Source organism: Marinobacter sp. H13 (genome assembly GCF_059072335.1).
On sequence record NZ_JCACRU010000001.1, the window covers coordinates 160,305 to 187,253 of the forward strand.

Below are 26,949 nucleotides of genomic sequence, written 5' to 3' on the forward strand. Positions count from 1 at the left end.
AGTAAGGGCTAAATTATAGCCACTGAAATCCAAACCACGCAGTTCCTCTGATTACTCCCTGGAGATATCCGGGGAGGTTCAATGGTGCTCAAAATTAAGCTTCGATAACCGGAGTACATCTTCTTTATTCATGTCTATTATCTTGCATAGATCTATTTCTTGGTCAAAGCACAAAGAGATTTTCGAAACTAGATCTTCATCCTCTTCAGAAACAATCAACGGGTATGATTCGAGCCCAAAGTGTCTTAGCAGGCCAGCGAATTTATCTCCATATGAATAGCAAATTGGGACCACAGATTGGCTTAAAGCCGCTACTGCAACATGCATTCGACCCGTTACGACCACCTGGCAGCTTTTGATGACAGATTTAATCTCGTCCGCCGCAGGCAACCGCGTAGGCAGCACCGAAAGATAACCATGACCAACGAGAACTGCCGCTATTTTTCGACAAATTTCTAGGTCCGCTAAATGATGGGGAGCAAATAAAAATGCGGGCTTTAAACCCCGAATCGTTATAGCCAAAAGTTCTGTCGAAAATTGAGAAAGCGCTGCTTCATCTCTAAAATCTTCCTTCTTTAAGCAAATACCAATAACTGGCGAACCAAACGTGTTTAAAAATTCCATATCACTTTTTCTATAAGAACAAACAGAATCACTTTGTGGCATTAAAAAAGCAGCGTCAGCAGAAAGTTTAGAAGGAAAAATACTATTTACTCGTTGAAATGAATAAAAGTCTCGGCAAAATAACTTTACCGAGTGGTCTAGAGATCTTAATCCCGAAACCGTTTCGTCCGATAAAGATTTCGAAAAGCTTGAACCAACAATGGTGAACCTCACTCCAATACTAGATATGAGATTAACCAAATTAAAGAATATAGAAACTTCGTGTCTATTATAAGTACCATCTAAGACATCTGCACCGATAGCATAACAACGAGAAAACCTAGAGACGTAAGACAAGAACAGAATTTTCTCAAAAAACGATCGTTCAGACGTGAATACTATTCTAAACCTTTCAGCAAAAACCAACTTTCCTCCTTCAATTAAATATTGTCCAAGCGCGCGTTTCACGGAATCAGAGCCAGTTTGAACTACATGTATTTTAGAAAAACGTTCCAACCCAATTATGCTGCCCTTGAGAAGGGCTTGGTCACCGAGATTTTGGATTGGAATATGCGAACTTAACAATATACATTCATTCCTTTTTTTCGGGATAAGCTTCAAAATCTTACAAACAACATTTAAGATAAAATCTTTAAAATTTTCAGGTTTCATTATCTTTTCCAGCAAATGAACTTTATGATTGAATTAATCTACGAATAGCTTTTTTCTCTCGAGAGCTCGCAAAAACGAAAAACCAACCCAAAAGCAAAACGAGTCCGATCGAAACCCCGAACAAAGAAAACAAAATTAACTTGCCTAATGGTTGAACTGCTTGAAAAAAATAACTTTCAACAATAAATAGAGAAATTATTGAAATACCAAAACTAAAAATAATTGTAAAAAAATTTAGGAGATTCAATCGACCGAAAGCTACGTGTGAAGCGTACAGATAAAAGAAAGACCCGAGCACAAAGTCTATTGCGAAACGAAGCAGAGAAAATTGACTAAGAGTTAATGAAAACAAAGAAAAAAGCACTACCAAAATGGAGAGTGTTGATAAAACTTCATAGATAAATAGATCCTTAGTGCGCTGCATAACCATCAAAATCCGGCTAGCTTGTGCAATCAAAATAAAAGGTAAAATAAGCAGTGACATAGCGCCGAAAACTGAGTGGTATGACAGCCACTGTTCGCCAAGAAAAAGTCCAACTAATTCCTCTGAACAGACGAAAGTAATTGCTGCGATCGTAGACCCCAAAAAGGAAAGGATTTTAAACGTAATAGATGACTGGAATTGCATCTCGTTAACGTTGCTACGCACCTTTCCCAACTCTGCATGAAGAGGAGCAGCGATAGGCGTTATAATCTGTAACATCGGAATTGAGGAGAAATATTTCATATTATTATAAGCACCTAAATCCCCAGTCGAAAACCTTCCACTTACAATAAGCGTATCAACATGGTTCCTAAAGAATCCAAGTACTTCTTGAGGTATAAGCCATTTTGAAAATTGCCATAATCTAGAAAAATTGGACAAACTAAAGGTAGGCCTGTACTTGGAAATTCGGTAAGAGAAAACCGCTCTAAGTAACGCCGAAACAAGCAATCCAACTATAATCGCCCAATATGATTGAAAGCAATACGCTATTGGAACCACTATACATAATGTAGCGAATTTAATTAATACCGTCATTTTAACAATAGAATAGTACCGCTGTTCTCTTCTCAGGAGCCAAAGTCCTGGATTTGCAATAGCTGACATAGGCAGAATTAGGCCTAAAGCCACTATTATCAAAACAAATGAGCTGTCGTTCTTAGCATAAGCTATAAAAGGCGAAATCAGCACCAGCACGATAAAGGATGCGCATTTTAATATGAGATCCACTGTCCACGCTGAGTTCACTTCATCATCGGTAAAACTTTCTTTCTGGATTATATAAAGGTCTGCTCCTGTTTTTGAAAGTGCTTCAACAAACCATAAGGAAAGCATTGCAACAGCAATTGTACCAAAATCGTCCGGCGTAAGTATTCGAGCCAATATAAGCGTACTAACAAGCCCAATTGATCTTTCAGCAGCCTTTTGAAGAAGCAATAGCAGTGAGCTTCCAGTGACCTTATTCATTGTAGGTGAGACCTGTCACCAGTCGGCCTATCAGCGTATATATTTTTATAAGCCAAAACATTTATCATAAGCGCAATATAAAAGGGCTCAAAAATTATTAAATCTAGAAACATTGAACATATAAAAAAGCCAATCAAACTTATGCTTGAAGACATCAGCGCATAAACGTTTACATCATTAAGGTTGGAAAATTTACTCCTTACTTCAAGCAACCTCTTTATGGAAAGGTAGATTAGGCCCAAAAACAACAAACCCGTCAGTAAACCTGTATTTGCAGAAAAATTTATGAAGGTATTGTGTGCCACATGTGGCGTCATTCCGGGAAAATGATTCCTTGTTGCGGCCTCGAACATCTGAACGCCTACTCCAAACAAAGGATACTCCGGAATCAGTCTTAAGCCCGCTTCCCACGAAATCAGGCGTGGGTTAATCGGCTGTTCTTCCGATATACCAGTTTCACTGACTGTATTTGTAGCCCTCTCGATAAGTAGCGCTCCCTGGAACGCCATAAACACTAAAAAAGAACATCCGATGGCAAAATTGGCCGACTTTGATCGAATTACATACGCCAAAGGAATTAAGGATATTATTGACGCCAAAAGTGCCGCACGAGAACCAAATAAAACCATTGCATGCCAAGCCAAGGGGACAACCGCGACTATAGTGAATTTAAAAAACCAATGTCTTACTTTGAAATAAAGCAATATAATGAAAGGCAAGCACATCACAATAAGCGTCGAAAGAACGTTGCCGTCTCTGTATGGACTTCCCCTCGGCCCAGTTAAGCGATTATTTACGAATTTATGCCATTCTTGGTTAAGATATGCTGAATTTGCCCAATAGATATAATAACCCCCTACAACCATAAAGGTATAGCAAAGATATTTAACAGATTTTTTGCTAGAGCAGAGCGGCAGGAGCACAAAATACATAGTAAAGATACTATTCACCGTCCCTAGCACCAATTCCGGGGATACTGATGCTGGCGCTCCCTGATAAGGCGAAAAAAAGTACGACAGGTGCATCCAGCCCCATATGACGAGGATCATTATGTTTTGTTTTTCTTTGTATATTTGAAAACTTGCTTTTTTCTGAGCTAAGGAAAAAATAAGGCCCGCTATTGCCAATCCGGCCGTCAGCCTGAATATTGGTATGCCCTGAAAAACCCAATGCCAAATATGCTGAGGTTGGAGGAGGCTATTTGCTACATAAGCAAGGCCGGCAATCCAGGGTGAAATAAATAAAGAAACGGCGGCTGCGACAATAAGCGCCAGCAATATTAACCTACCCATTGCGCTTACCTTTGCTTCTTGCAGGCTGAAGTAATAAAATGATCGGCGATCTCATCGCACAAAGGATAAACGTTTTAATGTATTTTAAATTCGTTGGATTCTTAAGAAGCGTTAAAAGCATATTAATCAGTGCGTAGGTTATGTATCCATTCTTCCAATAATAATGGTAGCCTATTAGCCAGAATTTAATATTGGAAACTTGATTGTCGATCTCAGCCAACACGGCTGTATTATTGGTAATCTTCTTCAGATCAAGAAAACTTTTGCACAGCTCCCTTTGAATTTCTACGGCCTTGTCAACGCTAGATGTCTTTGGATTGGTATCAGATAAGTTATTGTCGTGTACGTTATAAATTACGCTAACTTTAGGTGTAAAGCCAATTTTATATCCTTTGAGCATTGCCTCCATCAGGAAGTAACGATCTTCCCCAATTCTGTAACTGGGAATAAGAAGGTTCTTGAGGAGTCTGGCCCGCATCACGGAGTTCTGGAACCCCGCATTAATCGGCTGCTTTAGTTGGCTAATCGCTAGAGCAATGTTGTCCTTAAAAACGAATGAACTCCCATATTGGATCGTGGACAAAGCCAAGAAGTGCAATGGTTGACCGGATTCGGCGTCCTCAAAGGTTGATTCACTTAGTATATGACCCGTGTCGTAGTCAACTCTACGGCAAGGACAAAAAATCCAATCTAGTTCAGAATTGATCTCAAGTTGCCTTATGGCGTTCTGTAGATAATCTGCCAACCAAAAGTCATCACTATCGAAGAATGCAACGAAATCATGGTCGCCGATATAACTCTGTCCGGAGGCTCGTGCTGCACCTGGACCACCATTCGGCTGTTTGACATAAATTACCGACTGAGCTACCTCTCTCGCGAGTCTCTTGATCTCAATTAAGGGGTTGTCAGTGCTACCATCATCTACAATTACCAGCTCCCAGTCAGTATAGGTTTGCTCGCTTAGCGATCGAAAAGCCTGGGTTAAAAAATGCCGGCGATTGTATAATGGCATGATTATGATGCACTTTGCCGGCGGGAGGTTGCTATTATTGAGCTTTATCGTTTCCAACATTGTCAACTTTCCGTGTGAACAGCAGTTTAAGACCGAATTTTACAAACGCGAAGGCGATATCAAGAAGAGTAAATGGTTAGGCTATCTCAATCCCAGAGTCACAATATGCAAGGATTAGAGATCGCCAATACTCTTTTGAATCATTTATAGATTCTGTGAATCGCCTTGCGTTAATAGCTTTATTTTTCAACTGCTCCCAAGTGATTGACTGGATAGTGTTAATAGCGTCTCTTTGGTTCTGAAGGTCGACTATCCAACCTGACTCTCCATTATTTACGGTTTCTGGCAATCCTCCGACTTTTGAAACGATACTCGGTCTATAAAATCCACCGGCTTCCAAGGGAATTAAGCCCAGTGGCTCCTCTATTGAAAGCATGATAACAAGGTCTATTGCCTCATAGACTCGGCTGATGTCCTTTTGGAAACCGACAAACTTTACTTTGTGAGAAACTCCTCGATCCTCGATCGCTTGAATGCATCTTTTGAAATAAGCTTGATCCGTTGATGGATCCTCCCCTGCGATAACAAGCATCCAGTCATCTCTCGCCAATGCTGACAGGATGTCGATCGTTTCCAGTAATCCCTTCACTGGCGCTATCTGACCGATGAAACCGAATAGCAATTTGTTGGAGTCAAGGCCAAAAAACTCCCTGGCTTCAATTTTTCCTTTTTCAGCCTCACTGAACGATTTGACTCTTGGACGCTCAATAGGATCAATCATTCGCACGGATTTTTTTTCCGAGTTAACGGAAAACGTTGATTCATACTGCATTTCAATAAACTTACTAATGAAGATGCATAGATCTGGTATCTGCGGCAACCACCACCGACTTCCGGAATCGATCGGGTCCCGAAAATGGCAAACTACTTTGGCTCGTAACAGCTTTGCCGGCAATATCGCAGCTCTGTAACTCCATATTTGATTAGAGTGGATCACTCGAACATTATGCCTTTTCAGGAACGCAGTCAGCCTGATCTGGTCGATAAGCCATCTGCCTTTGCTTTTAACCTTTACAGGATTCAACTCCGTGGATAAATGATCTATTGCGTTATCTTTGGCCCAATTCTCGAGCGGAGAATTCGGACTAGTTACGAGAACCGGTTGCCACCCGTTATCGGATGCTTCTCGCAGCATGAGTTGTAAGCAACGCTCTGACCCACTTAGAAATGGCGCTATGCTAAAAAAAGCGATCATTTGAATGGCATCACTAGAGTGGACGAAGAAGTTTCGAGCTCTAGGTTTTTTTTGTAATTTTTAGTCTGTTTCATAGTTGATATAGGTTCTGGTTAAACGTTTTTGTATCTTACTTTTCAACACAATCAGTGTGCCCAGTGTCCTGATATTAAGGCCCTGATCCCTCACCAAGCGGTTTATCTCGTCCATGGTTTTTGGCCACTCCACAAAAGGAAGTGCGTCCAGGTAAGGCTCCTGAAGTTGGCCGGTTTTGTAACGGCATATCCGATTGATGTATAACTGGATATCCTCCGGCTTCCAGGGTTTTAGACTGTCAAAACGGTAGCCAACGCCCTCAACGAACGTTACACGGGGCTGATAGTCGTCCTTGTAGTACTCGAGGTTGTCGTTTACCAATTTGGTGATTTGGGCGTCTATCCAGCTCAGACCAATCGGCAAACGGATTTTCTGTGCCGCCAGTCGTTGAACGAACTCGTCTTTCAAGCCATAAAGATTTCCAAATAAGCAGGAGTAGCGAGTAGCCAGCTCGATGTAACGACGGATATTCCGGCCCGTCTGGGGCAAGCCGGTAACAGCGTTCTTCTCCGCTGAGCTTGTAAGCTGTTCAAAGAGTTTCGGGAAGGCCTGATCAGTAAAGGTCACGTCGCTGTCGACAAAAAAGTGGACGTCTGCTTTCGGTAAATGGTTATAAACATACTCGTTCCAGGCATTGCACTTGTCACCGAGAGACAATTCGACCACTTCACAGGGAACCGCCGCGATTTCCATTGATGTCTTCGCAACCTCAACGGTCTGATCCGTGCAACCATTGGCGACGACAGTGAGTTTTGTCAGGCGGTCATCGCAATTAACCAGAATACTGCGAATAGTCTGTGCAATGGTTTTCTCTTCGTTATAAGCGAACGTAACCACTGAGTAGGATTCGCTCATAGGCCGCCTCCATGCTGCTGAAATACTGCTTTAGCTTTTTCGGTATGTTTCACCCAGGTCAGGTTTTCGAGAACATGCTGCCTGCAGGCGTCTGGCTGAAAGGCCCCCTGCTCCATTTCTTCCTTTAATGAATTAACGGCTTTCGCAATAGCCTCTGGGCTGGTGCAATCCACAATCATTCCCGTTTTGCCCACTTTCATCGTTTCGGCGGTACCACCAGAGTCACCGGCGATAACCGGTTTACCCGCTGCCTGAGCTTCCACCAGTACCATGCCAAACCCCTCGATATCGTTTCCGTCTGATCGGTTCGGCAATATGAAAACGTCACACTGCTGGTAACAGCGAATCAGGTCGTCGTCCTCGATTTCATCCAGGAACTGTACCTGCTGCTCAAGGCCAAGCTTTTTTGCCTCCGCAGCCAGGTTTGGGTAATTATCGCCCTGCCCCACAATGGCATAGAGGATATTAGGTATTTCCGTCTTGATATGCGGAATAGCCTCAATCATTTTGTCGTGACCTTTGCGCCGCTGGAGTCTGCCCACCGTCAAGCACACGAACCGGTCTTCCCAACCAACCTTTTTCCGGAAGGCCGGATCCGGCTCTGAGGGGCAGAAAGTCTGCTCATCTACACCCGGGTTGATCACTTCAATCTTTTCGGCCGGCACATGCCAATGCTCCTTAAGAAGCGACTTGGTATTTTGGCTGTTGCAAATGAGGCGGTCTGCACCGCGCAAAACTCGATTCACTATCCAGGTGAGCTCTCGGCTTGTGCGCGCCACTTCAATATCCTCACCATGCACGTAACACAGCAGAGGTTTGCGCAGCAGCCTGGCCAGAAGAAGGCCGATGAATCCTTCCGGAATGGTGCGGCCACAGTGAATCTGGCTTAAACCCGAAGGTTTCAATCGCAGAATACGCATCAAAGTCCGCGCGTAAAAAACGAGTCCGGTGATGCTCAACAGGCCCCAACTTGGTGATGCCATTGCTGCCCTGTGGACGCGCTGCGGAAATTCTGCATCCACTCTTTGGTCGCCCGGGTTGGCATTATCCTGTGTCACGATGGTTACCGTGCCGGACTCCAGCCTGCGGTAGAGTTCATAAAACCAGCGGCCACTGCCTCCGTGGCGGGGCGGGAAAATTTCGCTGAGTAATAATATCGACATTTAACCAATCCAGAGCGTGAGCTGTTAACAAGTGGCCAGAGCGGCCTGTGTTTCCGGTTGAGGCTTGCCTGCCTCGTTATTTGCCATGTAATTCTGCCACCAGATCTCATACATCAGCATACTCCAGAGCACCGGGGAATGATCGAACAATCCTCTCTGGTGCTGATCCCATATCAGTCTTATATGGTCTTTGCGGAACACCTGGCTCAGGCCCTGCCCTTTCTCAAAAAGATGCGCTTTGGCAATAGCCTTGAGTTCCCCTCGGAACCAGGCCGCCAGAGGCGTGGAGAAGCCCATTTTTTTGCGGTTCAGAATCTCCGGCGGCAGCAGCGGCTCGAGCGCCTCGCGCAGCACAATCTTTTTGTCGCCCTTGTTGAATTTCAGCTTGGAAGGAAGGCGATTGGCGAACTCGATGATGCGGTAATCCAGCAGTGGCGATCTCAGTTCAAGGGAATTGGCCATGCTCATGCGGTCTGCTTTTACCAGAATGTCTCCAGGCAGGAAGGTTCGCATGTCGGTATACAGTATCTTTGCCAGATGGTTTTCGGAATCACACTGGTTGTATACCTGCTCGGTGAGTTCACTGGGGTGATAATCGGCCAGGTCTTTCCGGAAATCCTCGTTCAGCAGGAGCTGCCAGATGTGGTCATCAATGAAGGTATTGGTGACGTAGAACGCCTTCGCCGGGTCGAGGCTCAGGCTGTGCATTAATGAGCTCGCCCTGCGCAGGAACTTTCCGGGTATTTTGCGCAGTGCCGGAGCCAGGTCACCCATTACGGCCCGCACAGACGAGGGAAACTTGTTTCGCAGCTGGTTCTCTCTCCAGTCGGTGGCGTATTTTTCATAGCCGGCGAAGATTTCGTCGCCGCCGTCCCCTGTCAGGGCTACTGTTACGTCTTTCCTGGCCAGTTCCGAGACCAGAAAGGTCGGTACCAGGGATGAATCCGCAAAAGGCTCATCCAGGAACCGGCAGATATCCAGCAGGCGTTCCGCAACACCGTCCTCCACCGTGTGTTCCCGATGATCGGTCCGGTACTGCTTGGCCACAGCCTGTGCAAATTCGGTTTCGTTAAAGTCTTTCTCTTTAAAACCGATTGAGCAGGTGGTTACGGTATGTCCGCCCTTCGCCATCATGGCGACTACACCGCTTGAATCCACTCCGCCACTCAAAAAGGCGCCCAACGGCACGTCACTGATCATGCGTTGCCTGGTGGCATCTTCCAGTAAATCCAGCAGTTGGCCTTTGGCATCTTCCATGCTCAGGGACTCAGGCTCGCCCATTTCCGGTGACCAGTACCGGCGCAGAGTTGTCTTGCCGGTTTTGGTGCGGTGCAGGTGGCTGCCCGGTTCCAGCTTGTAGATGTTTTTGAAAATGGTTTTCGGGTCGGGTACGTACTGGTAGGCAAAGAAATCGTAAACCGCATCCGGGCGGATTTCCCGGGGTACGTTCGGGCACTGGAGCAGGGCTTTCAGCTCTGAAGCGAACAGCAGTTGGCCGTCCTGTTCAGTGTAGTACAGTGGTTTCTTGCCAATCCGGTCCCGAATCAGGTCCAGGGTGCCGGCGTCATTGTCCCACAAGGCAATGGCGAACATGCCGTTCAGTTGTTCGATGGCGCCCATGCCTTCTCTGGCCAACAACGCGAGTACCACCTCGGTATCGGTTTGGGTGCGGAACCGGACACCCTGGCTTTCAAGTTTATTGCGCAGGATTTTGAAGTTGTAGATCTCGCCGTTGAACACCAGGGCGTATCGACCATCGTCGGAGACAAAGGGCTGGTTACCAGCTTCGGAGAGATCAATGATGCTCAGCCGGGCATGGCCCAGCACCGCGCCGTTGAACTGCTGAACCGCCTGGGCATCCGGCCCCCGGTGGCGAATTGAACGCACCATGGCATTGGCCACATCCAGGTGGCTGTCAGACTGATACGCGGTAGTAAATCCTGCTATGCCGCACACGTTAACGATCCCTATAAACGAATGTGCTTTCGCACAAGTGGTCCGAGCACATTAACCAGCCCCAGGGGAAGACGGCGCCAGGCGCTCTCGAGCATGGGCCTGATTTTGCCCGGTGCACTGGTACCGGTTCCGCCCTGCTCCATCCAGTTCTGCCACGATAACAAATAGGGCTGCGCGCCCCACTGCTTCTTGAACCGGAAGGTGCCCTCACCAAATGTAGACCGACCAAAATCAAAGGTTGTGATGCCGTTATCGGCGCAGTGTGCCAGGAGCTCCCAGTACAGCAGCATGTTGGGCGCCAGCCGGTTGTACTCGGAGAGCGACGAGGCCCAGGGAATGGCAGCATTCTTACCGTTTTTCAGCACAATGCCCCCGGCTGCCACTTCGCCTTCGAAATAAGTTACGGCAACAACGGCCTGATCAGCAAAGGCCTTACAAATGGCATGGAACAGGTCCTTGCTGTGCACGGGCGAACCAAGCGCATGCATATTGCGGCTAAATACGTGGTAGAAATCCTCAACCAGCTTCTCATTGTTGCCGAGCTCTGTAGTACAGCCGTTTTTCATGGCTTTTTTTATCTGGCTTCGCAGCTTCGGTTTGAAGGCGGCCAGTTGCTTCTCACTGCCGGCTTCCAGCTCCAGAATCATACTGACTTTCTGGTTGCCAACCTCCGACGCCAAGGTGTCGAAATCAAAGCCCAGGCCCTGACCTTCTCTCTGGCGAACTTCGAGTTCGCGGGCGGCCATGGAGTCTGCCAACTCTCTCGCTTTTTTGGTCAGCAGCTCGAAATGGGCACCTGCACCCACGGCCCCGCCGAGATCACAGAATGGCAAACTGACCAGGGCTTTTTTTCTGGTCAGTGGCTGTTCCATGAGTATCAACGGCAATACGGCAACGATCTTGCCTTCTTGCTTCACACCAATCGGATAGGGTTTATGGCCGTAGGCAGTCTCTATGGCTTCCATCCATTCAAATCTGTGATACGGAGTCGCGAACTCTGCACTGGCAACGAAGGCGTTCCAGCTGTCCCGCTCCTGATATTCAATCAGCACTGCCTCAGCCATGGTCTTTGAGAGCCCCTTCTTCCCTCAGGCGAAGAGCCGCCTCAGTGATGGCCACTGGTTCCACCTCGCATTGAGAACGGAGGTAGCCGACCACGCTTTCTATGCGTTTCATGAGCCGGTTCTTGTCCCTCTCGGACTGAACATAGCGTGTTGAGCCCGGCAGAAGGCTGGAACTGTGCAAATACATGTGGATCACCGGGCATTCTGCCTGAAGCATCTCTTTGCACAGGGCAATCATGTCGCGGCTGGTTGAGAGTTCCGGGCTAAGATAGATTTTCCGGTGCAGCATCAGCGCCCATAGCACGCCGATCACATGGAATCGTGCCCAGGCCGGCTGCTCTAAGGTCTTGTGCATGCGCTGTGCTTTGGTAAACGGCCGGTGATTGAAGCCTGCGGTTACCGGCAACTCGATCAGTTCCGGAGTCGTTCCAAGATACGACATGGTGAGAGGCCAACTGTCGTAGTCGGCGCAACTGAACCAGTCGTTTTCGTAGAAGGGGTAGATGCTGGAATCCACCAGGTAGCCTTGCTCCGCCAGAGCCCTGAGGATGTCATCGTTGATACCCCAGCGGCCTGAACGGAACGCTGTGGGTGGACGCCCCGTCAGTTCGGTGATGGTTCTCGTCAGCGCTCTCAGTTGTTCCGAAACAATGTCGATGGGGAGATTGACAATGTGGGAGTCGGCCTCCGATTCAACCGGCACAATGGGTGGCGTTACCCAGGGGTGAAGGTGCGCCCCATATTCGATTCCGGGGTTGGATTTATACAGATCCGCCAACAGGTCCCGGGCGTGGGGATTTTCCATTACCGCGTAATCCAGGAAATAGCTGGTCTTGAGGCCCAGGTCATTCAGCTGGCCCTGGAATACCGGAAGATGGTCTACGTTTTCGACAGAGATCACCTTGTTCGGAAAGGGGCCATCCCAATCCCACTCTTCTTCGGTGTCCACACTGAGCACGAAATAGACTTTACGCATTGCTGACCACCTGTTTTGCGCTCAGGTTCTTGAACAACGCAGCATACTCCTCCGCCATTGCCGCAGCTGAGAACCTGGAATAAACCCAGGACCGGCCAGCTTCAGCCAGTCTTGTCCTTGTGTCGGGGCTGTGCACAAGATCCGTCCATGCCTTTGCAAGAGAGTCGGTGTCGCCAAAAGGAACCAGCACGCCGGTTTCGTCCGGCTTCACGAGCACGTCAACGCCGGGAATGTCGAAAGCGGTAACGCAAACGTTGGCAGCCATGGCTTCCATCAGGCAGCGCGGGATTCCTTCCAGGGATGACGTGAGAGCAAAGACATCAAAGGTCGGCAGAAGCTGAAGACGATCGTCCCGGAACCCGAGAAAGTCCACGGCATCGGACAGACCCAACTCCCTGGCCTGCGCCATAAGGCGCGGCTTTTCCTCACCATCGCCAATTAACACCAGACGGGTATTCGGGTGGTCGCCATGAAACAAGGCAAAGGCTTCAAGGGTTGCCGGCAAGTTCTTGCGGCTGATTAACTGGCCAATGTAGCCAATGGTGAAGTCCGAGGCATCGAGAGTTTTCGGGTCAGCGATCGCGGATTCAACTTCCGCCAGGTCCACGCCGTTATTGATCAGGCGAACGGAACGGGAATCAACGCCGTAATCGCGCAAGACGGTTTTTTCGATATCTTCAGACAGGGGGCAAACCTGGCCAAACCAGTGGAAGGCCTTGCCTCCGAGCCACATGTAGGCTTTCAGCCGGCTGTCTTCAGCATTTTCAAAGCCGTGAGGCGTGCATACAGACCGCACACCCGCCAACCTAGCGGCGACAACGCCAAGGATGTCTGATTTATAGCCATGGGTATGGATGATGTCTATCCGCCGCTGTTTGAGCAGCTTGGCAAGCCGGACTATGGCCAGAAGGTCGAATTTGGAGGACATTCTGAGGCGGTGCTTCTGGCCTTCGGGCAGTATTGAGCGTGTAAGCACCTCATCAGATGATTCTGGCTCGTCCGTGATCGCGATATGGTATTCAATATCATCATCTGTATTCGCCGAGACCAAGGCGTTGATCCACCGCTCGGCACCGTAATACCCGGTAGGACAGATGAATTGCAGAACCCTGATACTCATTCCCTGAGCTTCCTCTTCAGCAAAAGCCGTGTGCCCTTAACAGTACCTGCTGCGCGGGCCAGAAAATACACTGTATAAAAAAGTAGCAGAAACGGCAGCGGCTGGTCGTTTGATGGCTTGGTATACAACCTTGCGCTGTAGAGACAGGCCGGCACAACCAGCATGATCGCGCCCGCCACCACCAGCGGCCGCGCGTATATGCCCGCAATAAGCGCAACAAATCCAAGTACCATCCAGAACGGCAGCAGAATGCTCGGCCACTCCCTCAGCGGCACCGTGCGGCCGGCCAGCGAGAGCAAATTGTATTCCGAGCGCCAGATTTCCTTGGTGAACGTTTGCCGCAGCGATTTATCTTCGCCCAGATGCACGTAGTGGGTGCGTGAGGTGTAATAGAGCTCACCAAGCCTGGACAGTTGCTCCGTATAGAAATAGTCCTCACAGGTTTGCAGGTGCTCTGGGAAGCCCCCAACCTGCTCGTGGGCTGAACGTTTTACCAGAAGATTCCGGCCTGGAAGAAACTGGACAGGCTCATCCAGGCTGACATTGCTGAGCGCAGTTCTGAGGCGCTCTACCCGGCCGGCGCCTTTTGAGTTTTTCTGCATGGCGCTGACCAACACCCGATCACTCTTCTCCGCCATCAAGTCGCAGCAAACGGCCAACCAATCCTCTGCCAACCCGATGTCTGCGTCCAGAAACGCAATCAGCGGCGCGCTGCCGGCGGCTACGCCGCGATTGCGCTGCTCAGAAATGGAGCCCGCATCCGGGGCATACAGTATGTTGAGTTTGTCATGAACATCCAGCGGTAGCTGATGTTCATTTTTTGTTACCACGATGATACTCGCCACCCGCTCGATGGTGGATTGTCCCAGGATGGATCGAATGGTCTCCCTGAGCATCTCCGGGCGGCCCATGTGCGGGATTACAAAATCAACGGTATCCATTCGTCCCCCTCATCGCCCGTTCAGGCGGCCCTTGAGCCACCCGATTTCGTTGGTTAGAGAGAAGGCCCGGAAAATCTTCCGGATATCCCGGAAAAAGCGCTGACCGATTCCCGATTTATTCACCCTTACCTGCTCAAGCGGTACCAGCCGGTAGGGTGAACTTCCGCGTTCCAGGCACCACTCACGAACGCCCAGGTTCTGCGCTACGATGGCCTGGATCCTGGTGGTACGGGCTTCGGGGGATTGTCCAAGGGTGTTTACACAATAATTCCAGAACAGGTCTGCCCGACGCCTGAAGGCTTCTGCCCTTGCCGGATTGAAATAGGCTCCATAGTAAAGCACGTTGGCCTTTCTTAAATCCTGTGCGGCCCAGGTATCCGTTGGGAACTCAAGGGCATCCGGATTGGAGAGGTAGGTCTCCTCGTACTTCAGCACCCATTCGGCGTAGTGCAGGAAAGTATGGCGGGCATAGGCATAATGATGATCCGGCTGTTCGAGTTGCTCCTTGAGCAGGAGGTACCGGGCGAGTGATTGCAGGAATACGATGTAGAACCAGTGCTCCTCAACGTTCGCCAGATCCCGGGCCGCAAGATCATCATCCGGAGACACAGTTTCGATGATAATGCCATGCATTTCATCCAGCAAACCAGCATCTCCCCCGACCAGGAAGGCATCAATGAGGGCGTTCAGGTAGTTGCCTGTGCCCCGGTCAAGGGGGTATTTGTACCCTTCCTCTATGAGGCCTACGTTGGTCATTTGTCCGGCTTTAAGATCGACCGTGAGCAGCCTGTGTAATCGGCCAAGTACCGTCGGTGAGCCATTATAGAAACAGCGCACCCATTGGCTCAGCCCGATGGCTGCATGCTTGAACGTGTCGTCTCCGGACAGGAGGTATCGTAGAGCGAGCCCTGAAGGATAACAGTGCTGGCCGCCCGGTCCCCCACCGCCCTGATGCCCTTCATAGGCGTACTGATGGTCTCTCGAATAGGTGCGATGGGTGGCGGTAAGCGCTGGCAGATAATGATCCGTGTGCCAGAAGAGCCCGTTGTTGTATTCAGCTTTGTCCTGATCGGTTTTATAGATGTCGATATCGACCACATGTTGCGCCAGATCGCACGCCAATTGATCCCAGCGTTGGTCCCCGGTGGCCAGGTATCTTAAAGAAAACCCGAATATCGGGTCATACTGGTTGTTGTAATGCGAAACAAAAATATCTTCGCTCGCTGAATTGAGGGCTTCATGATCAGCGTAAAGCTCCCCGAAATTGCGCCAGCCGTATTCATCACAGGCTTCACGTTTCTCTTTAAACGAACCGGGCCCTGCAAGGTTGTTATCCAACAGGTCGGTAAGCTCATTGGTTGCAACCACCTTGCGCCCCAGGACCACGCCGGTGTGGTCGATATAGCCCGGGTCGTAAATGAAACTCGCGCTGCGTTCGGTAAACCCGATATCACATTGCCAGGTCTTGGCTTCTCCTGGCTGCAGTTCGGTTTCCCTGGGGAACAGCCGCCAGACAGCCTGCCCGGCTGTGACTTCAAGAGACGATGGAAAATTTTCCCAGAATTGGCCCGGGATCAGGTAGCGCCGGGCACTCGGATTGTCGAAGCGAACAATAGGGCTGGCCCGTAAACCCTGGGCCAGGTGCCCTCCCTCGTTATCAAAAAGCTTGAAGCCACGCTCGGGAACCGTCGACCGGCCGTTTTTATCAATATGAACCGGCGAATCCCAGTGCTTACCACCACTGCCATACTGTACCAACACACCCTCAGAGTAGGACCGCTCGAAAGCTGGATGCACTGCCAGATCCCGGAGCTCCAGCTTGGTATCGGAAGCCCTCGGGTTGGTTACTTTCACTGAAAAGCTGTCGATATAGAGGCTATTGGGATCACCCAGATCCCAGCAACCGTTTGGGTGTACACTGGCCCTACGGTTATGCACCCTGGGCTTGAGCTCAATTTGGCCGGTGCCCGGCACATCAGTCACACGAAGGGAAACCTCCAGATCCCGAACGCCCTCAACCGCAAACACCCACGCGTAGTCGGCACTGAGTCTTCTCTGGTCAACCTCGCTTTGTGCCAGCTGCAGCCGCCGTTCAGCACCCTCAACCGAAATCAGTAGTTCTGCTTTGATGCCATTACCAAGAGAAAAACGGCATTTCCCCTCGGTAAAATCTCCGTCAATGGAGGACACCGGGTGCTGCCTCTCCGGGCTCCGCCCGGCCCCATCATTCTGCTGCAGAAAGGCGGCACCGGACACTTCTCCGATAATATCCACCAGAACCCATTTAACAGAGCCGTCTTGCCAGCGCGTTAAAGGACTGAATTCTGCGTCGATTCTATCCCCGCTTTCAGATGTGAGCTCAAGCGTCTGCGGATCCTCACACACACCTTTCTCAACCGGGAGACCGAAACGCAGCCACTGCAAAAGGTTGTGGGGGTTATTCACGGTGCCTGCAAATACGCCGGAGCCAGCCCTCATGTCGTGGCTCCCTGCGCTGGTTCAGCGAATCGGCTCCGAACGACTTTACCGGGATTGCCCGCCACGATCGATCCGGGGGGAACATCGTTGGTAACCACTGTGCCTGCACCGATAATGCAATCCCTGCCAACGTTCGCCATGATGATGGCGCCGTTGCCAACCCAGGTATTTTCGCCGAGAGATATTTTGGTGAATTCCCCGCCCTGCAGGCGAACCGGGGTATCCGGATCATCAAAACGGTGCTGGTTCTTGCCGCTCAACAGGTGAACGCCGCTCCCGAGGAGGCAGTTACGGTGGATTGCGGATAAGCCGATGTTGCATTGAGGGCCGATATAGATGCCGCTGTGCAATTCGGTATCCCGGTGGGAAAACAGGGTGCCAAATCCAATATAGCTGTCGCTCGCACAATGGCTCATGGCGCAGCGGTAGAAAGCGATTCTGAGATAACTGCCCAGCAGCCCCGGAAACAAGGACATGGTTTGGGAAAATCCGGCGAACAGGCTGTCCTCCCGGCTGACAGGGCGTAACAACCAGTACAGAATAACCAACGGGCTAACCGCGATGAGGGCCCCGATCCTGATTGCTTTCTTTGCGATTTCCATAATACCCGTCACGCGCAATCCTTTACTTCTATTGCCCTGGCAAGACCCTGTAGAACACTGTCCCAGCTGTATTCCCTCTGGATGAGCTCTGCTCCGTTCAGCGACAAGCTGTCATAGAGTTTATCGTTCTCAAGTATCTGCTTTGTGGCCTCGAAGAATTCCTGCTCAGTATCAGCCACGAGAAGGTCTTCTCCCTGCGTTGCATTGATTCCTTCCAATCCGATGCGGGTTGTTATAACCGGGAGGCCACAGGCCAAAGCCTGAAGTATTTTATTCTGCACGCCCCTGGCGAGCCGAAACGGCGCAACGAAAACATCGGCTTTCTGGTAGAAAGGCACGATATCCTCAACGAACCCGGTAACGGCAATTCCGGGCAATCTACCCAACTGCTTGATTCTGGAACTCGGGTCCATGCCTGCAATAATGAACTCTGCATCCGGCCATTCTGCTCTTATTGGTTCCCAAAGCACATCGACAAACCAGAGGACGGCATCTTCGTTTGGTTTGTAATTCATGACGCCTGTGAACAAAAACGTCGGTTTACGTGCAGCGTCCTCCTCGCGGACCGGGAAAAAAGAACTGGTATTTATCCCGTTACCAAGCACACTTAATTTCCGGTTTTCAGGCAGCTGCAGGGAGAAGAGATCCAACTCGTTCGCCGAGATAAAAAAACACTCGTCGAACCGTTGATAGCTTCTCAACTCTACCTGGTTAATGAGCCTCGCCTCCCGCCCATACACCAGTTTCATTGGTAAGCCGGAACTTGCCTGATACTGCCGCCATTTATCGGAGTCGAGATCCATAAAGTCCATAATCAAACGAAGCGGCGCTGGTTTGTCCCGCCCTGTTAATTCAGGATTTCGGAAAACATAAGGCGCCATGGCGGAGCCGGTGCACAGCACTGTATCGTAATCTCCGGAACTCACCAGCCTGTCGAAAGTTTTTTGCAGTCCGGCGCTGTAAAAATACGAGAGTGTCAAAGCGTCGTTTGTTACCAAACCCCGCGCCAGCCTCAGCCACTTGGGCCGAAGCGGAAACATGATTGTTTTTATTTTCAGGCGCTCTTCCAGCGCTTTGCCGTAGCTGATTTCTTCGGCATGCTCATAAGGCGCAAGAACCGTTATTTCATGGCCGCAGTCAGCCAGATACTGGATCTGATGAAACGTTCGGATTTTTTCACCCTTGTTTGCGGGGAATGGTATCCGGTGGGACAGAACAACGATCTTCACATCAATTCCCAGCGATTCTTTATGGTTCTTGCGGCTCGCTCAGCGCGGAGTTTCCAGCGATCTCTCTGTAGTCCAGCGCGAACCAGGTATTGATGTCGAACACCCAGTTGGCGCTTGTATCTTTCTTCTCCGCCCATGAAGTCGTAAAAGTCGTAACCGCGATCGAGATAATCCTCTACGCAGAGCGCGTGGCCGAGCATACCGGGTTTCAGCCGGTTGTCCGTCTCCGATCGGATGCCTGCAAGGTAGAAGTAGATCCGGTTCCGGTAGAGAAAGTTGTAAAAGATTGCGATGACCTCTTCGCCTGCCTTGAGCACGATCAAATCCACTGCACCGGCCTTCCAGTTAGTCCTGATGAAGCTTTGGTGGAACCGCACGAAGTCCGGGTTGGCGAACCCGCTTTCTCCCGTTTTATCACCCCACCGTGCGAGGTGGTATGGCGCGATTGAACCCCATACAAGATCAGCTTCTTCGTGAGTTTTTGGTCGCACCAACGTTACGGCGCCAATTTGCTCGTAAAGCCTGAGACTGCGACGAATCTGGTGCCTACTGTTTGCAGATAACGAATCGAGATAACTTTGCCCACTGGATCTGAGAGAGGACAGATCAATACCAAAACAGGGCGCTTCCCAGCGAACATGGGAAACTAGACCTGAAGCCTCTGATACCGACTGCACGTAATTTTCATCGGCTGCGCCGATAACAAATTCATCCCAATCGGGCTCTCTCCGTTTGAGATGGTTCAGGCACGCTACCGCCACGGCGGACTCATACCCCCGGCCTGAGAGAAATCCATTGTATTCGATCCAGATCTGGTCCTCCGACTCCACGCCGGTCTGATGCAGGTACAAACACCGAGAGCGAAGAACGGCATGTCTACGCTCAATCGACCGTACTACAATGCCCAAACCAACAAGCCGGGTACCCTGTGTAACCCGCAGCACTTTGGCTTTGGGTTGGAAAACAGATAGCCACACTCCAATCCATTGCCATGAAAGGAATACGGTGTTGCTGGCCCACTGCTCGAGATCCCGCCATTCTTCAGCAAGTTCTTCTGGCTCAATGCTGCTCTCTTCGCAGCATAGTTCGGTAAGACTCGCAGCTTGCATTAGTGGCTTAACTCCATGCCTGCCGCTAACTCCCGGTGCCCATCAGAGAAAAGCCATGGGTCAGGACAAGGCGTAATGTAAACTGCTCTTGATCATTCCGTTCCAGCTTGCTTCGCAGGTAGGACTGGTTGAAGTCAACGCTGAACGATGTGTTCTCCGCCAACTGCCGGGTCCAGCGAGTGTTTAAGCTGTGGATCTGATCGATGATGGTACCCTCATCTTCGCCCGCGTCTCCCTGCCAGCTATAACCAAAACTCAGCCTTTGAAGAGACGTTAGCTGTACTCCAAGGTTAATTCCGGTCCGGTATTCATGGGTGGTAGCCCCTGTGATCTGCGACTCGAGCACAGAAGCCTCAGCCACGAGTCCCAGTGTACAAACGTCGCAAAGACGGGAGGTGCTGTGGGTTATCGAAACGGAATCGCTGACAACCAGATCCCGGATTCGAATCGAGTCCGGTAAAAAGTTCAGAAACTCCGGAATATTGAGGGACAGGTCGGTGGTACTGTCTGACAGACGGCGGTTGTATGCCACGGTGGTTTGCGATTCATCGGAAGCCCAGGTGCGGTTCACGAAGCCCGTTCCCGCATCACCGTCGGATTCGGAACCATCAGCAAACTCGGTCTCAGAGCGACTGGTTCCTACACCGATCCTGAATGAACCGTTCTCCAGGGTACGGTTATAAATGACCTGAGCGGAATCTATTATCGTGTCCAGGCCGTCATCATCAGACCAGCTCCTGCTTCCTACCAGACTTGCTGAAGATCTCTCAGAAAGACGACGGGTAAGATCCGCTGATGCGGTAAACGACTCGCCTCCGTTCAGCTCACCTTCACCAAAGCTTTTGCCCGCCTGGCCCGAGAAACGCAATGTGGTTAAGTCGCCTGGAAAAAATCGGAGGCCCGCGCCAGCACTCAGCGTGTTGCGGGTATCGTAGCTCGAAGGGTTTACAACGAAACCGGTGTCGTTTCGTACTGAGCTGACAGTGTGGCCCAGGTTAAAATCAAAGCGGCTTGCCGGATCAAAATGGACGAACCGCGATGCCCCGGTAACCGAGCTACTGTCGGTTTGACCTCCGCCAAAGGTATCCCGCCTGGTTTCAAGCGTGCCGCCATATCGTAGCTGGAGCGAATTGGCGCCGCTTTCCAAGTTACCGCCAAGGGTTCCGGAAAGACCAACACTTGGCTCGGTGTTGGTGTCTGTGCCAGAGGCCGTATCTGTTCTGGTGTGGGTTAAGCCGGTAAATACCGAGCCGGAGCCGTTTATTGCTGTTACTTTGTCGCTCAGACCCTGCCCTGAAGCGTTTGCGCCCATCATGCATAAACCAATCAAAATGGGTGCCTTGAGCCGACGTGCCCTGTCCACTCTGAGCTTCATGACTTTACTCCTGAAAAACCAGACCAGAGAATTTATCGGAATCCAGAACATCTACCGACTCCGAAATTTCCTCACCAGTCACCTCTCCGAAAGGAACGCCAAAGACGACCTGATCAGCAAATCGCTCCAGAATCCGGGCTTCAGTGTTATCCCGGAAAGGTGGAGCGTTGATAATGATGCACCGGTCCGGATAGCGAGCTTTAAGCTCATTCATCAGATCCCGCATACGCACCGCAGAGAATAGCTCAACAGCCGAAGATACCTGTGTGCCTGCAGGAATCACGGAAAGCCTGGCAACACCACTAGGGTATAGAATATTTTTGATTTTTAGTGAGGAATCTGCAACGAAATCGGTAACACCCGCGGTCATTGGACTGGAAACAAGGTTTGTCAGCGCTTCGTGATAGGGATCACAATCCACAAGAAGTGCGGAAGTATGCGAATCCATGGCAAAGGAAACCGCGAGGTTAAAGGCGGTCAAAACAGAACCCCCTTTATCACCCAGGCTGCTGAAGAGTACCGTGAAGTTTCCCTCACCTGCTTTGTTGCGGAGCTGAATACGCAGCTCCCGATAGGCATCCATCACTTCTTTATCCGGCATGCCGGAGTAGATGATTTTGCGCTCTCGAAGCTGGTCCCTGCTCCAGGGTTTCGGGTTGCCAATCAGAGCCAGAGAGACTGACGAGTCATAGACTGTTGGGGCGTTCTCACCATCGTCTGTATCGATTCTTACCCAGTTCGGCTTCAATCGGTCGGAACCCGCGAAAGGTCGTTCTTTCCGAAAGTTTTCCTCCGGTCTGGCCTCACCACGCTTTTGCTCAAGTAGACGCCGCTCTTCCTGACTTTTCAGCAATGCGTTGTAGAGCTTGTTATCGTCCATCAATTGCCCCCAAGACCAGTCAACTCCCTGACTCTCTCGACCAATTGGTCAGGCGTAACCCCCATGACGCTGAACAACAGCACTGCGAGATAACCAAGCATAAACACCACCAGGATGAACAGGATAAACAGGACATCTTTTCTAAGAAGCCGGTCTTTCCAAGTGCTACGGTAATGGGGGATGGTTGTAATGACAGGGATGGTCTCCGGCAGTGCCAACTGCAAGGCCCGGGGAGACCGCACCCGTTGATCAAACATTACCAGCATTGTCAGCAAGCCAAGAACGGCCGCACTGCCAAGGAAAGGACCTGCAATGCCGACCTGATATAACTGCAGGCCATCCCAGGTGGTGGGGTAGGATGCCGGCTCCTGGATTTTGTAACTGACCCCCTCGCCCTGAACGTCAAGAGTCATTGACAGCCGGGCCTTTTCCCGACGTTGCAACATATCTTCGTAGACACCACGGGTAACGTCGTAATCCCGGGTAAGATCAGACAATTCCGCCTGGTTCTGTGCGACTCGCTGGGACCGCTCGAATGCTTCCTCAAGCAGACGTTGCAGTGAAGCCAGTCGATTCTTCTGTACTTCCAGACGAGTCGTGCTTTCCGAGAGCTGTATTTTCAGGTTTTCATAAACCGGATTTTCCAGAACCTCGGTGACCGCACCCTCACGGGCACCATCCCCTTCCGTTGATTTTTGCCGCTCCAGGTCTGCAATCTGATCTTTGATGCTGACCACATCGGGGTGTTTCTCATGGTATTTCAGCAGCAGGGAATCCAGCTCCTGGTACATGGTCGCAAGACGCCTTTCGATTGAGGACTTGCCTGGATCGACTGTGATTCGGCGAACGGGCTCTTCTTCCTGCAATTGAGCGCGGGTCAGGCGAACTTCCGATTCGGTCTGCTGGATTTCAAGTTTCAGGTTTTCGATGTCCCGGCGGAGCGATTCGATCCTTCCCTGCACACTGCCTTCCGTACCGTCCTGATTGGCGGCCTTGAACTCCTTCAGTCTTTGCTCTGCTTCCTCAAGCTGTCGTTGATATGACTTGACTTGCGAATCGATGAATTCGAACGCTCCCTGACTTTCGGAGCGTTTCTTTCGCACAGTTCTCTCAACAAAGCGATTAAGCACCGAACTCAGCACGCGGAATGATTCATCAGGGTCGCCACTGGTATACCGCAGCTCCAGGAAGTTCCCGTTGGTAACACGCAAACGGATCTGGTTTCTTAGCTGGGAAATAATGCCATTGCGTCTCTGGTCTGTTTCTCCTCCCATAATCAGGCCAGTATCGAGACCAACCTGTTCGAGGAAAGAGCGGCTCTGGAGCATTTCGCGGGCTTCATTTATACGATCGATCTGGGTAACTTCAGCCTGCCCTCTCAACAGAGGCTGCAGGATATTCGATTGATCCGCATATAAAACAGCTTCCGAGGTGTACTGCTTGGGCATGAGGTAACCAAAGGTCAGAACACCAGCGGTGACCAACATAAAGATGACAACAGCAGCGACACGCTTGCTGTATAGTTCAAGCTTCACTGCCCGCAAAATATCCAGAATGAACTGGATGTCCATCAGAGCTCACCTCGGAAAAGATCTTTTCTTGGCACGCTGATTACATCTCCTGGTTGCAGGGGATGGTTCGTGCGCATATCACCATCACTCAAGATTGCATCCAGATCGAGCGAGTAGCTCTTGTATTCGCCATCAATTTGCCGATGAAGAATCGCGCGTCCACCCGCCCCAAAATCGGTTACTCCGCCTGCCATGAGCACTATGTCTAGCACTGTCATGCCTGGCTGAAATGCAACGGACTGAGGTGAAGCGACCTGGCCGGTAACCCGGATGCGATTGCGGAACTCTTTGCTCGCCGGACTGGTGACCATAATAGTGACTTCTGGAGTACGAATATACTCGCCAAGCGCAACGCTGATTTCTGAAGCCAGCGCCTCCGGCTCTTTGCCTTCGGCTTTTACGTCTCCCATAAGGGGCATTGATATAAATCCGTCAGGTCGAACAACGATGGATTGTCCCAGTTCCGGATTACGCCAGACATGAATCGAAATGGTATCTCCAACGCCAATCTGATACGGCTCCGGTTCCAGCTCGGAAACCGGCGGCATTTCAGAAGAGGACGGAAGGCCGGAGCACCCCCCCAGAACGAGGACAAGCGCTACTATCATTACCTGCCGCAAGTAACTGAACGTACACATAAATGTTCTCCAAATCCCTGTTGTTATACTAGTCATCATCAGCGCACACCCTTTCCAAGGAGCACTACCTCAACGGTTTGAATCATGATCAAAAAGTCCATTACCAAACTGTGATTCTTGGAATAGTAGAGGTCGTATTCAAGTTTGCCTTTGGCATCCTCCACCGATGCACCATACGGATATTTAAGCTGTGCCCAGCCCATTAATCCAGGCTTCACGTAATGACGTGTGTCGTAAAACGGTATTTTTTCCTTCAGTTCAGAGACAAACTCCGGTCGTTCAGGCCGGGGACCAACGATGCTCATTTCGCCCTTGATCACATTATAGATCTGAGGAAGTTCATCCAGTCTGGTATTGCGGATGAATGCGCCAACCCTTGTTACGCGGTCATCGTTCGTAGACGCCCAACGGGGCTTACCGTCTTTCTCGGCGTCCTGCCGCATGCTGCGGAACTTATAAATCCGAAATTCCTTCCCAAGCATGCCTACACGTTTCTGGCTATAGAGTATCGGCCTTCCTGTTTCCAGGAATACCGCCAAAGCCGTGAGGATAATGAAAGGAAGCATTACTGTGAGTAATGTAAGGCTAATGACGAGATCCAGGAGCCGCTTGGCAAGCGCTCTGCTCTTTGATGCCTTGAACCCCTCGGAGAAGACGATCCAGGACGGGTGTACCATATCCAGCTTCGCCTTCTTTAATTCCCTTTCATAAAATTCGAGGCCACTAGTGACTGCGATGCCCCGCAGCTTACACTCCATCAATTCAGGTACCGGAAGCCATCCTCCTTCGGCACGACGGCGCTCCTGCTGAACCACAACAATTTCTGAGACCTTGTTCTGGCGGCAGAACTCGTAAAAATCTCGCGGTGTAGGGAGAAGTTTGTCGTCTGCAACCGACCGGGTGGGAGTGTCGGCAATGCAGCCAATAATCCTTACACCCAGCGCCTTCATGTTGGTTTCATATTCCTCAAGCAGTGAGGCAGCGAAATCTCCCGCGCCAAAAATAACTACACGACGCACAACCTGTTCCGAATCCACAATCCGGAGAAATACAAGACGAAGCAGAATCACCGCCAGGGATGCAAGAATGACGGCCCAGAACAGGTTGGCACTGCCCGGATCCGCGGTGGGCATGACCATGTAGAGCACGGTCAGCCCGATCCCACCTACAAAACAGTAGGCTACCAGGGTGCGAAAAAACAGGGAGGAGAGACTTTCGTGGACCATGGCCAGATAGCCACCCATCGCGAGCGTGCCACTGCTGAGAATAACGGCGAAAAGCAGCGCAGAGACCAGATCGACAGACATCGGAGCGTGATCGATACCTGCGAAGGTCAGAAAAAGGGTGAGTAACGAAAAAATTGCGAAGAGAAGCCCGAACTCCAGTACGGCCAGTACCAGGTAGGGTATGTGCAGGTAATGTTTACGGAACCGAATATATGACACGCTGAACTTCCTTGTCGTCTGTTTGACAATCAGCGACAGACCGACTTCGAATTATCCCGGCGGCAAACCACCCTGGGCCACCGGTACCTCTTTATATACTGTGCATTCTGCGCTCAGCAAAACGCAACCTCAACACGATTGTATCTTTGTGTAACACACTTTTACATTCTTTTATGATTCGGTTGATTTTTAACACCAACTAAAATTGTATTTAACGGATAGCTGAGTGAAAATCGTCCTGTCGGTGGTGAATTGGGAAGGAGTACCCATGTCTAGCCCGGAAGCAAAATCGCCTTTGCACGCAATGAGTATTGATGTTGAAGACTATTTCCACGTTGCAGCGCTCTCAGGGGTCATCAGTGCCGAACAATGGGGCTCGCTGCCAAGCCGTGTCGAGCAAAACACCGAACGTCTTTTGGAGCTCTTTGACAATCACAACGTCAAGGCAACCTTTTTTGTTCTGGGCTGGGTCGCTGATCGCTTTCCGCAGCTCATCAGAAAATTGGCGGACCACGGTCACGAGATCGCTTCTCACGGGTACAGCCACCAACTCATTTACAACCAATCTCAAGAGACTTTTCGGGAGGAAACACTTCGCTCAAAGAAGCTCTTGGAGGACATTATCGGCCTCGAAGTAAACGGATACCGGGCGGCCAGCTATTCGATCACGAAAGACTCTCTGTGGGCACTGGATATTCTCAGCGAGGCGGGTTTTACCTGGGACTCGAGTATTTTCCCGATCCGACATGATCGTTACGGCATCCCCGGTTCGCCATCAGTGCCCTACTCCATCGAAACGGCAAACGGAAACATCATGCGGGAGTTTCCCCTGACAACCGCTAGTGTTATGGGAATGGCGATACCCGCAGCGGGTGGTGGTTATTTCCGCCAGTTCCCTTATCCGGTGTTTCGCTATCTGTTCCGCAATGCCTCAGGTTTTGGGGACCGTCCCCAGATGTTCTATCTGCATCCCTGGGAAATCGATCCTGATCAGCCACGGTACAGTGATGCCAGCTGGTTCTCTCGCTTCCGCCATTACACCAATCTTGACCGCTGCTATGGCCGCCTGGAACGACTGCTCCAGGATTTCCGGTTTGGTACTGTAAGCGAAAGCTATAACGCTTACGAGCCTGATAAAACCCTTTTGCGAAGCAACCAAATGATCCGCCTGGCTTAGGCGAAGGATAG

Annotated in this window: 22 protein-coding genes and 1 pseudogene; 1 reads left to right on the forward strand and 22 read right to left on the reverse strand. The window is 50.4% G+C overall.

Features of this window, described 5'->3' with window-relative positions:
* Positions 1-78: 78 nt before the first annotated feature.
* The 22 genes and pseudogenes from AC5JQH_RS00730 to AC5JQH_RS00835 form a co-directional block, all read right to left on the reverse strand.
* A complete protein-coding gene (locus AC5JQH_RS00730) occupies positions 79-1,275 on the reverse strand; it encodes a polysaccharide pyruvyl transferase family protein (protein ID WP_493805160.1) in 1,197 nt (398 codons plus the stop codon).
* A 22-nt stretch (positions 1,276-1,297) separates the two neighbouring features.
* Entirely contained in the window at positions 1,298-2,725 is a 1,428-nt protein-coding gene (locus tag AC5JQH_RS00735) for an oligosaccharide flippase family protein (protein ID WP_493805161.1), read from the reverse strand.
* Positions 2,722-4,017: an O-antigen ligase family protein gene (locus AC5JQH_RS00740; protein ID WP_493805162.1), complete on the reverse strand. Its 1,296-nt coding sequence runs from the start codon at positions 4,015-4,017 to the stop codon at positions 2,722-2,724. Before AC5JQH_RS00740 ends, AC5JQH_RS00735 begins: the two co-directional genes overlap by 4 nt.
* Positions 4,010-5,089 (reverse strand): glycosyltransferase family 2 protein, encoded by a 1,080-nt coding sequence (locus AC5JQH_RS00745; RefSeq protein WP_493805163.1) that lies wholly within the window; start codon positions 5,087-5,089, stop codon positions 4,010-4,012. Before AC5JQH_RS00745 ends, AC5JQH_RS00740 begins: the two co-directional genes overlap by 8 nt.
* A gap of 76 nt (positions 5,090-5,165) precedes the next feature.
* The gene (locus tag AC5JQH_RS00750; RefSeq protein WP_493805963.1) at positions 5,166-5,810 is read right to left on the reverse strand and encodes a glycosyltransferase; all 645 of its coding nucleotides are present in this window, start codon (positions 5,808-5,810) and stop codon (positions 5,166-5,168) included.
* A gap of 24 nt (positions 5,811-5,834) precedes the next feature.
* A pseudogene (locus AC5JQH_RS00755) lies at positions 5,835-6,284 on the reverse strand (glycosyltransferase); the annotation flags it as partial.
* Positions 6,285-6,344: 60 nt separating this feature from the next.
* On the reverse strand, positions 6,345-7,214 hold the full coding sequence (locus AC5JQH_RS00760; protein ID WP_493805164.1) for a glycosyltransferase family A protein: 870 nt from the start codon (positions 7,212-7,214) through the stop codon (positions 6,345-6,347).
* Positions 7,211-8,377 carry a glycosyltransferase family 4 protein gene (locus AC5JQH_RS00765; protein ID WP_493805165.1) on the reverse strand — a complete coding sequence of 389 codons (1,167 nt, stop codon included), beginning with the start codon at positions 8,375-8,377 and terminating at the stop codon, positions 7,211-7,213. The genes AC5JQH_RS00760 and AC5JQH_RS00765 overlap by 4 nt, the downstream gene beginning before the upstream one ends.
* A 24-nt stretch (positions 8,378-8,401) precedes the next feature.
* A complete protein-coding gene (gene asnB, locus AC5JQH_RS00770; protein ID WP_493805166.1) occupies positions 8,402-10,333 on the reverse strand; it encodes an asparagine synthase (glutamine-hydrolyzing) in 1,932 nt (643 codons plus the stop codon).
* A gap of 11 nt (positions 10,334-10,344) precedes the next feature.
* A complete protein-coding gene (locus AC5JQH_RS00775; protein ID WP_493805167.1) occupies positions 10,345-11,397 on the reverse strand; it encodes a FemAB family XrtA/PEP-CTERM system-associated protein in 1,053 nt (350 codons plus the stop codon).
* Positions 11,390-12,373, reverse strand: coding sequence for a polysaccharide deacetylase family protein (locus tag AC5JQH_RS00780; protein WP_493805168.1), 984 nt, complete (start codon positions 12,371-12,373; stop codon positions 11,390-11,392). Before AC5JQH_RS00780 ends, AC5JQH_RS00775 begins: the two co-directional genes overlap by 8 nt.
* Positions 12,366-13,493, reverse strand: coding sequence for a glycosyltransferase (locus AC5JQH_RS00785; protein ID WP_493805169.1), 1,128 nt, complete (start codon positions 13,491-13,493; stop codon positions 12,366-12,368). The genes AC5JQH_RS00780 and AC5JQH_RS00785 overlap by 8 nt, the downstream gene beginning before the upstream one ends.
* The gene (locus AC5JQH_RS00790) at positions 13,490-14,434 is read right to left on the reverse strand and encodes a glycosyltransferase family 2 protein (protein WP_493805170.1); all 945 of its coding nucleotides are present in this window, start codon (positions 14,432-14,434) and stop codon (positions 13,490-13,492) included. Before AC5JQH_RS00790 ends, AC5JQH_RS00785 begins: the two co-directional genes overlap by 4 nt.
* A gap of 9 nt (positions 14,435-14,443) precedes the next feature.
* The gene (locus AC5JQH_RS00795) at positions 14,444-16,912 is read right to left on the reverse strand and encodes an RIFT barrel domain-containing protein (RefSeq protein WP_493805171.1); all 2,469 of its coding nucleotides are present in this window, start codon (positions 16,910-16,912) and stop codon (positions 14,444-14,446) included.
* Complete coding sequence (locus AC5JQH_RS00800; protein WP_493805172.1) at positions 16,909-17,526, reverse strand: acyltransferase; 618 nt, start codon at positions 17,524-17,526, stop codon at positions 16,909-16,911. The genes AC5JQH_RS00795 and AC5JQH_RS00800 overlap by 4 nt, the downstream gene beginning before the upstream one ends.
* A complete protein-coding gene (locus AC5JQH_RS00805; protein ID WP_493805173.1) occupies positions 17,523-18,743 on the reverse strand; it encodes a TIGR03087 family PEP-CTERM/XrtA system glycosyltransferase in 1,221 nt (406 codons plus the stop codon). Before AC5JQH_RS00805 ends, AC5JQH_RS00800 begins: the two co-directional genes overlap by 4 nt.
* On the reverse strand, positions 18,740-19,852 hold the full coding sequence (locus AC5JQH_RS00810) for a GNAT family N-acetyltransferase (protein ID WP_008171912.1): 1,113 nt from the start codon (positions 19,850-19,852) through the stop codon (positions 18,740-18,742). Before AC5JQH_RS00810 ends, AC5JQH_RS00805 begins: the two co-directional genes overlap by 4 nt.
* 25 nt (positions 19,853-19,877) lie before the next feature.
* On the reverse strand, positions 19,878-21,227 hold the full coding sequence (locus tag AC5JQH_RS00815) for a hypothetical protein (protein ID WP_493805174.1): 1,350 nt from the start codon (positions 21,225-21,227) through the stop codon (positions 19,878-19,880).
* 4 nt (positions 21,228-21,231) lie between these two features.
* A complete protein-coding gene (locus AC5JQH_RS00820) occupies positions 21,232-22,107 on the reverse strand; it encodes a P-loop NTPase family protein (protein ID WP_493805175.1) in 876 nt (291 codons plus the stop codon).
* Positions 22,107-23,678, reverse strand: a complete 1,572-nt coding sequence (locus AC5JQH_RS00825; protein ID WP_493805176.1) for an XrtA system polysaccharide chain length determinant — start codon at positions 23,676-23,678, stop codon at positions 22,107-22,109. Before AC5JQH_RS00825 ends, AC5JQH_RS00820 begins: the two co-directional genes overlap by 1 nt.
* Positions 23,678-24,316, reverse strand: a complete 639-nt coding sequence (locus AC5JQH_RS00830; protein WP_008171919.1) for an XrtA/PEP-CTERM system exopolysaccharide export protein — start codon at positions 24,314-24,316, stop codon at positions 23,678-23,680. The genes AC5JQH_RS00825 and AC5JQH_RS00830 overlap by 1 nt, the downstream gene beginning before the upstream one ends.
* Positions 24,317-24,354: 38 nt before the next feature.
* Positions 24,355-25,761: a TIGR03013 family XrtA/PEP-CTERM system glycosyltransferase gene (locus AC5JQH_RS00835; protein WP_493805177.1), complete on the reverse strand. Its 1,407-nt coding sequence runs from the start codon at positions 25,759-25,761 to the stop codon at positions 24,355-24,357.
* 268 nt (positions 25,762-26,029) lie between these two features.
* Between AC5JQH_RS00835 and AC5JQH_RS00840 the strand changes: the two genes are divergently transcribed.
* On the forward strand, positions 26,030-26,938 hold the full coding sequence (locus AC5JQH_RS00840; RefSeq protein ID WP_493805178.1) for an XrtA system polysaccharide deacetylase: 909 nt from the start codon (positions 26,030-26,032) through the stop codon (positions 26,936-26,938).
* The last annotated feature ends 11 nt before the right edge of the window (positions 26,939-26,949 follow it).

Bases quoted from the DNA above. Each gene is read 5' to 3' on its own strand.
- AC5JQH_RS00825 (WP_493805176.1), bottom strand. From the start codon at position 23,678: ATGGACATCCAGTTCATTCTGGATATTTTGCGGGCAGTGAAGCTTGAA.
- AC5JQH_RS00735 (WP_493805161.1), bottom strand. From the start codon at position 2,725: ATGAATAAGGTCACTGGAAGCTCACTGCTATTGCTTCTTCAAAAGGCT.
- AC5JQH_RS00775 (WP_493805167.1), bottom strand. From the start codon at position 11,397: ATGGCTGAGGCAGTGCTGATTGAATATCAGGAGCGGGACAGCTGGAAC.
- AC5JQH_RS00730 (WP_493805160.1), bottom strand. From the start codon at position 1,275: ATGAAACCTGAAAATTTTAAAGATTTTATCTTAAATGTTGTTTGTAAG.
- AC5JQH_RS00840 (WP_493805178.1), top strand. From the start codon at position 26,030: ATGTCTAGCCCGGAAGCAAAATCGCCTTTGCACGCAATGAGTATTGAT.
- AC5JQH_RS00785 (WP_493805169.1), bottom strand. From the start codon at position 13,493: ATGAGTATCAGGGTTCTGCAATTCATCTGTCCTACCGGGTATTACGGT.
- AC5JQH_RS00815 (WP_493805174.1), bottom strand. From the start codon at position 21,227: ATGAAGCTCAGAGTGGACAGGGCACGTCGGCTCAAGGCACCCATTTTG.
- AC5JQH_RS00795 (WP_493805171.1), bottom strand. From the start codon at position 16,912: ATGAGGGCTGGCTCCGGCGTATTTGCAGGCACCGTGAATAACCCCCAC.
- AC5JQH_RS00820 (WP_493805175.1), bottom strand. From the start codon at position 22,107: ATGGACGATAACAAGCTCTACAACGCATTGCTGAAAAGTCAGGAAGAG.
- AC5JQH_RS00810 (WP_008171912.1), bottom strand. From the start codon at position 19,852: ATGCAAGCTGCGAGTCTTACCGAACTATGCTGCGAAGAGAGCAGCATT.
- AC5JQH_RS00830 (WP_008171919.1), bottom strand. From the start codon at position 24,316: ATGTGTACGTTCAGTTACTTGCGGCAGGTAATGATAGTAGCGCTTGTC.
- AC5JQH_RS00740 (WP_493805162.1), bottom strand. From the start codon at position 4,017: ATGGGTAGGTTAATATTGCTGGCGCTTATTGTCGCAGCCGCCGTTTCT.
- AC5JQH_RS00750 (WP_493805963.1), bottom strand. From the start codon at position 5,810: ATGATTGATCCTATTGAGCGTCCAAGAGTCAAATCGTTCAGTGAGGCT.
- AC5JQH_RS00780 (WP_493805168.1), bottom strand. From the start codon at position 12,373: ATGCGTAAAGTCTATTTCGTGCTCAGTGTGGACACCGAAGAAGAGTGG.
- AC5JQH_RS00765 (WP_493805165.1), bottom strand. From the start codon at position 8,377: ATGTCGATATTATTACTCAGCGAAATTTTCCCGCCCCGCCACGGAGGC.
- AC5JQH_RS00760 (WP_493805164.1), bottom strand. From the start codon at position 7,214: ATGAGCGAATCCTACTCAGTGGTTACGTTCGCTTATAACGAAGAGAAA.
- AC5JQH_RS00745 (WP_493805163.1), bottom strand. From the start codon at position 5,089: ATGTTGGAAACGATAAAGCTCAATAATAGCAACCTCCCGCCGGCAAAG.
- AC5JQH_RS00790 (WP_493805170.1), bottom strand. From the start codon at position 14,434: ATGGATACCGTTGATTTTGTAATCCCGCACATGGGCCGCCCGGAGATG.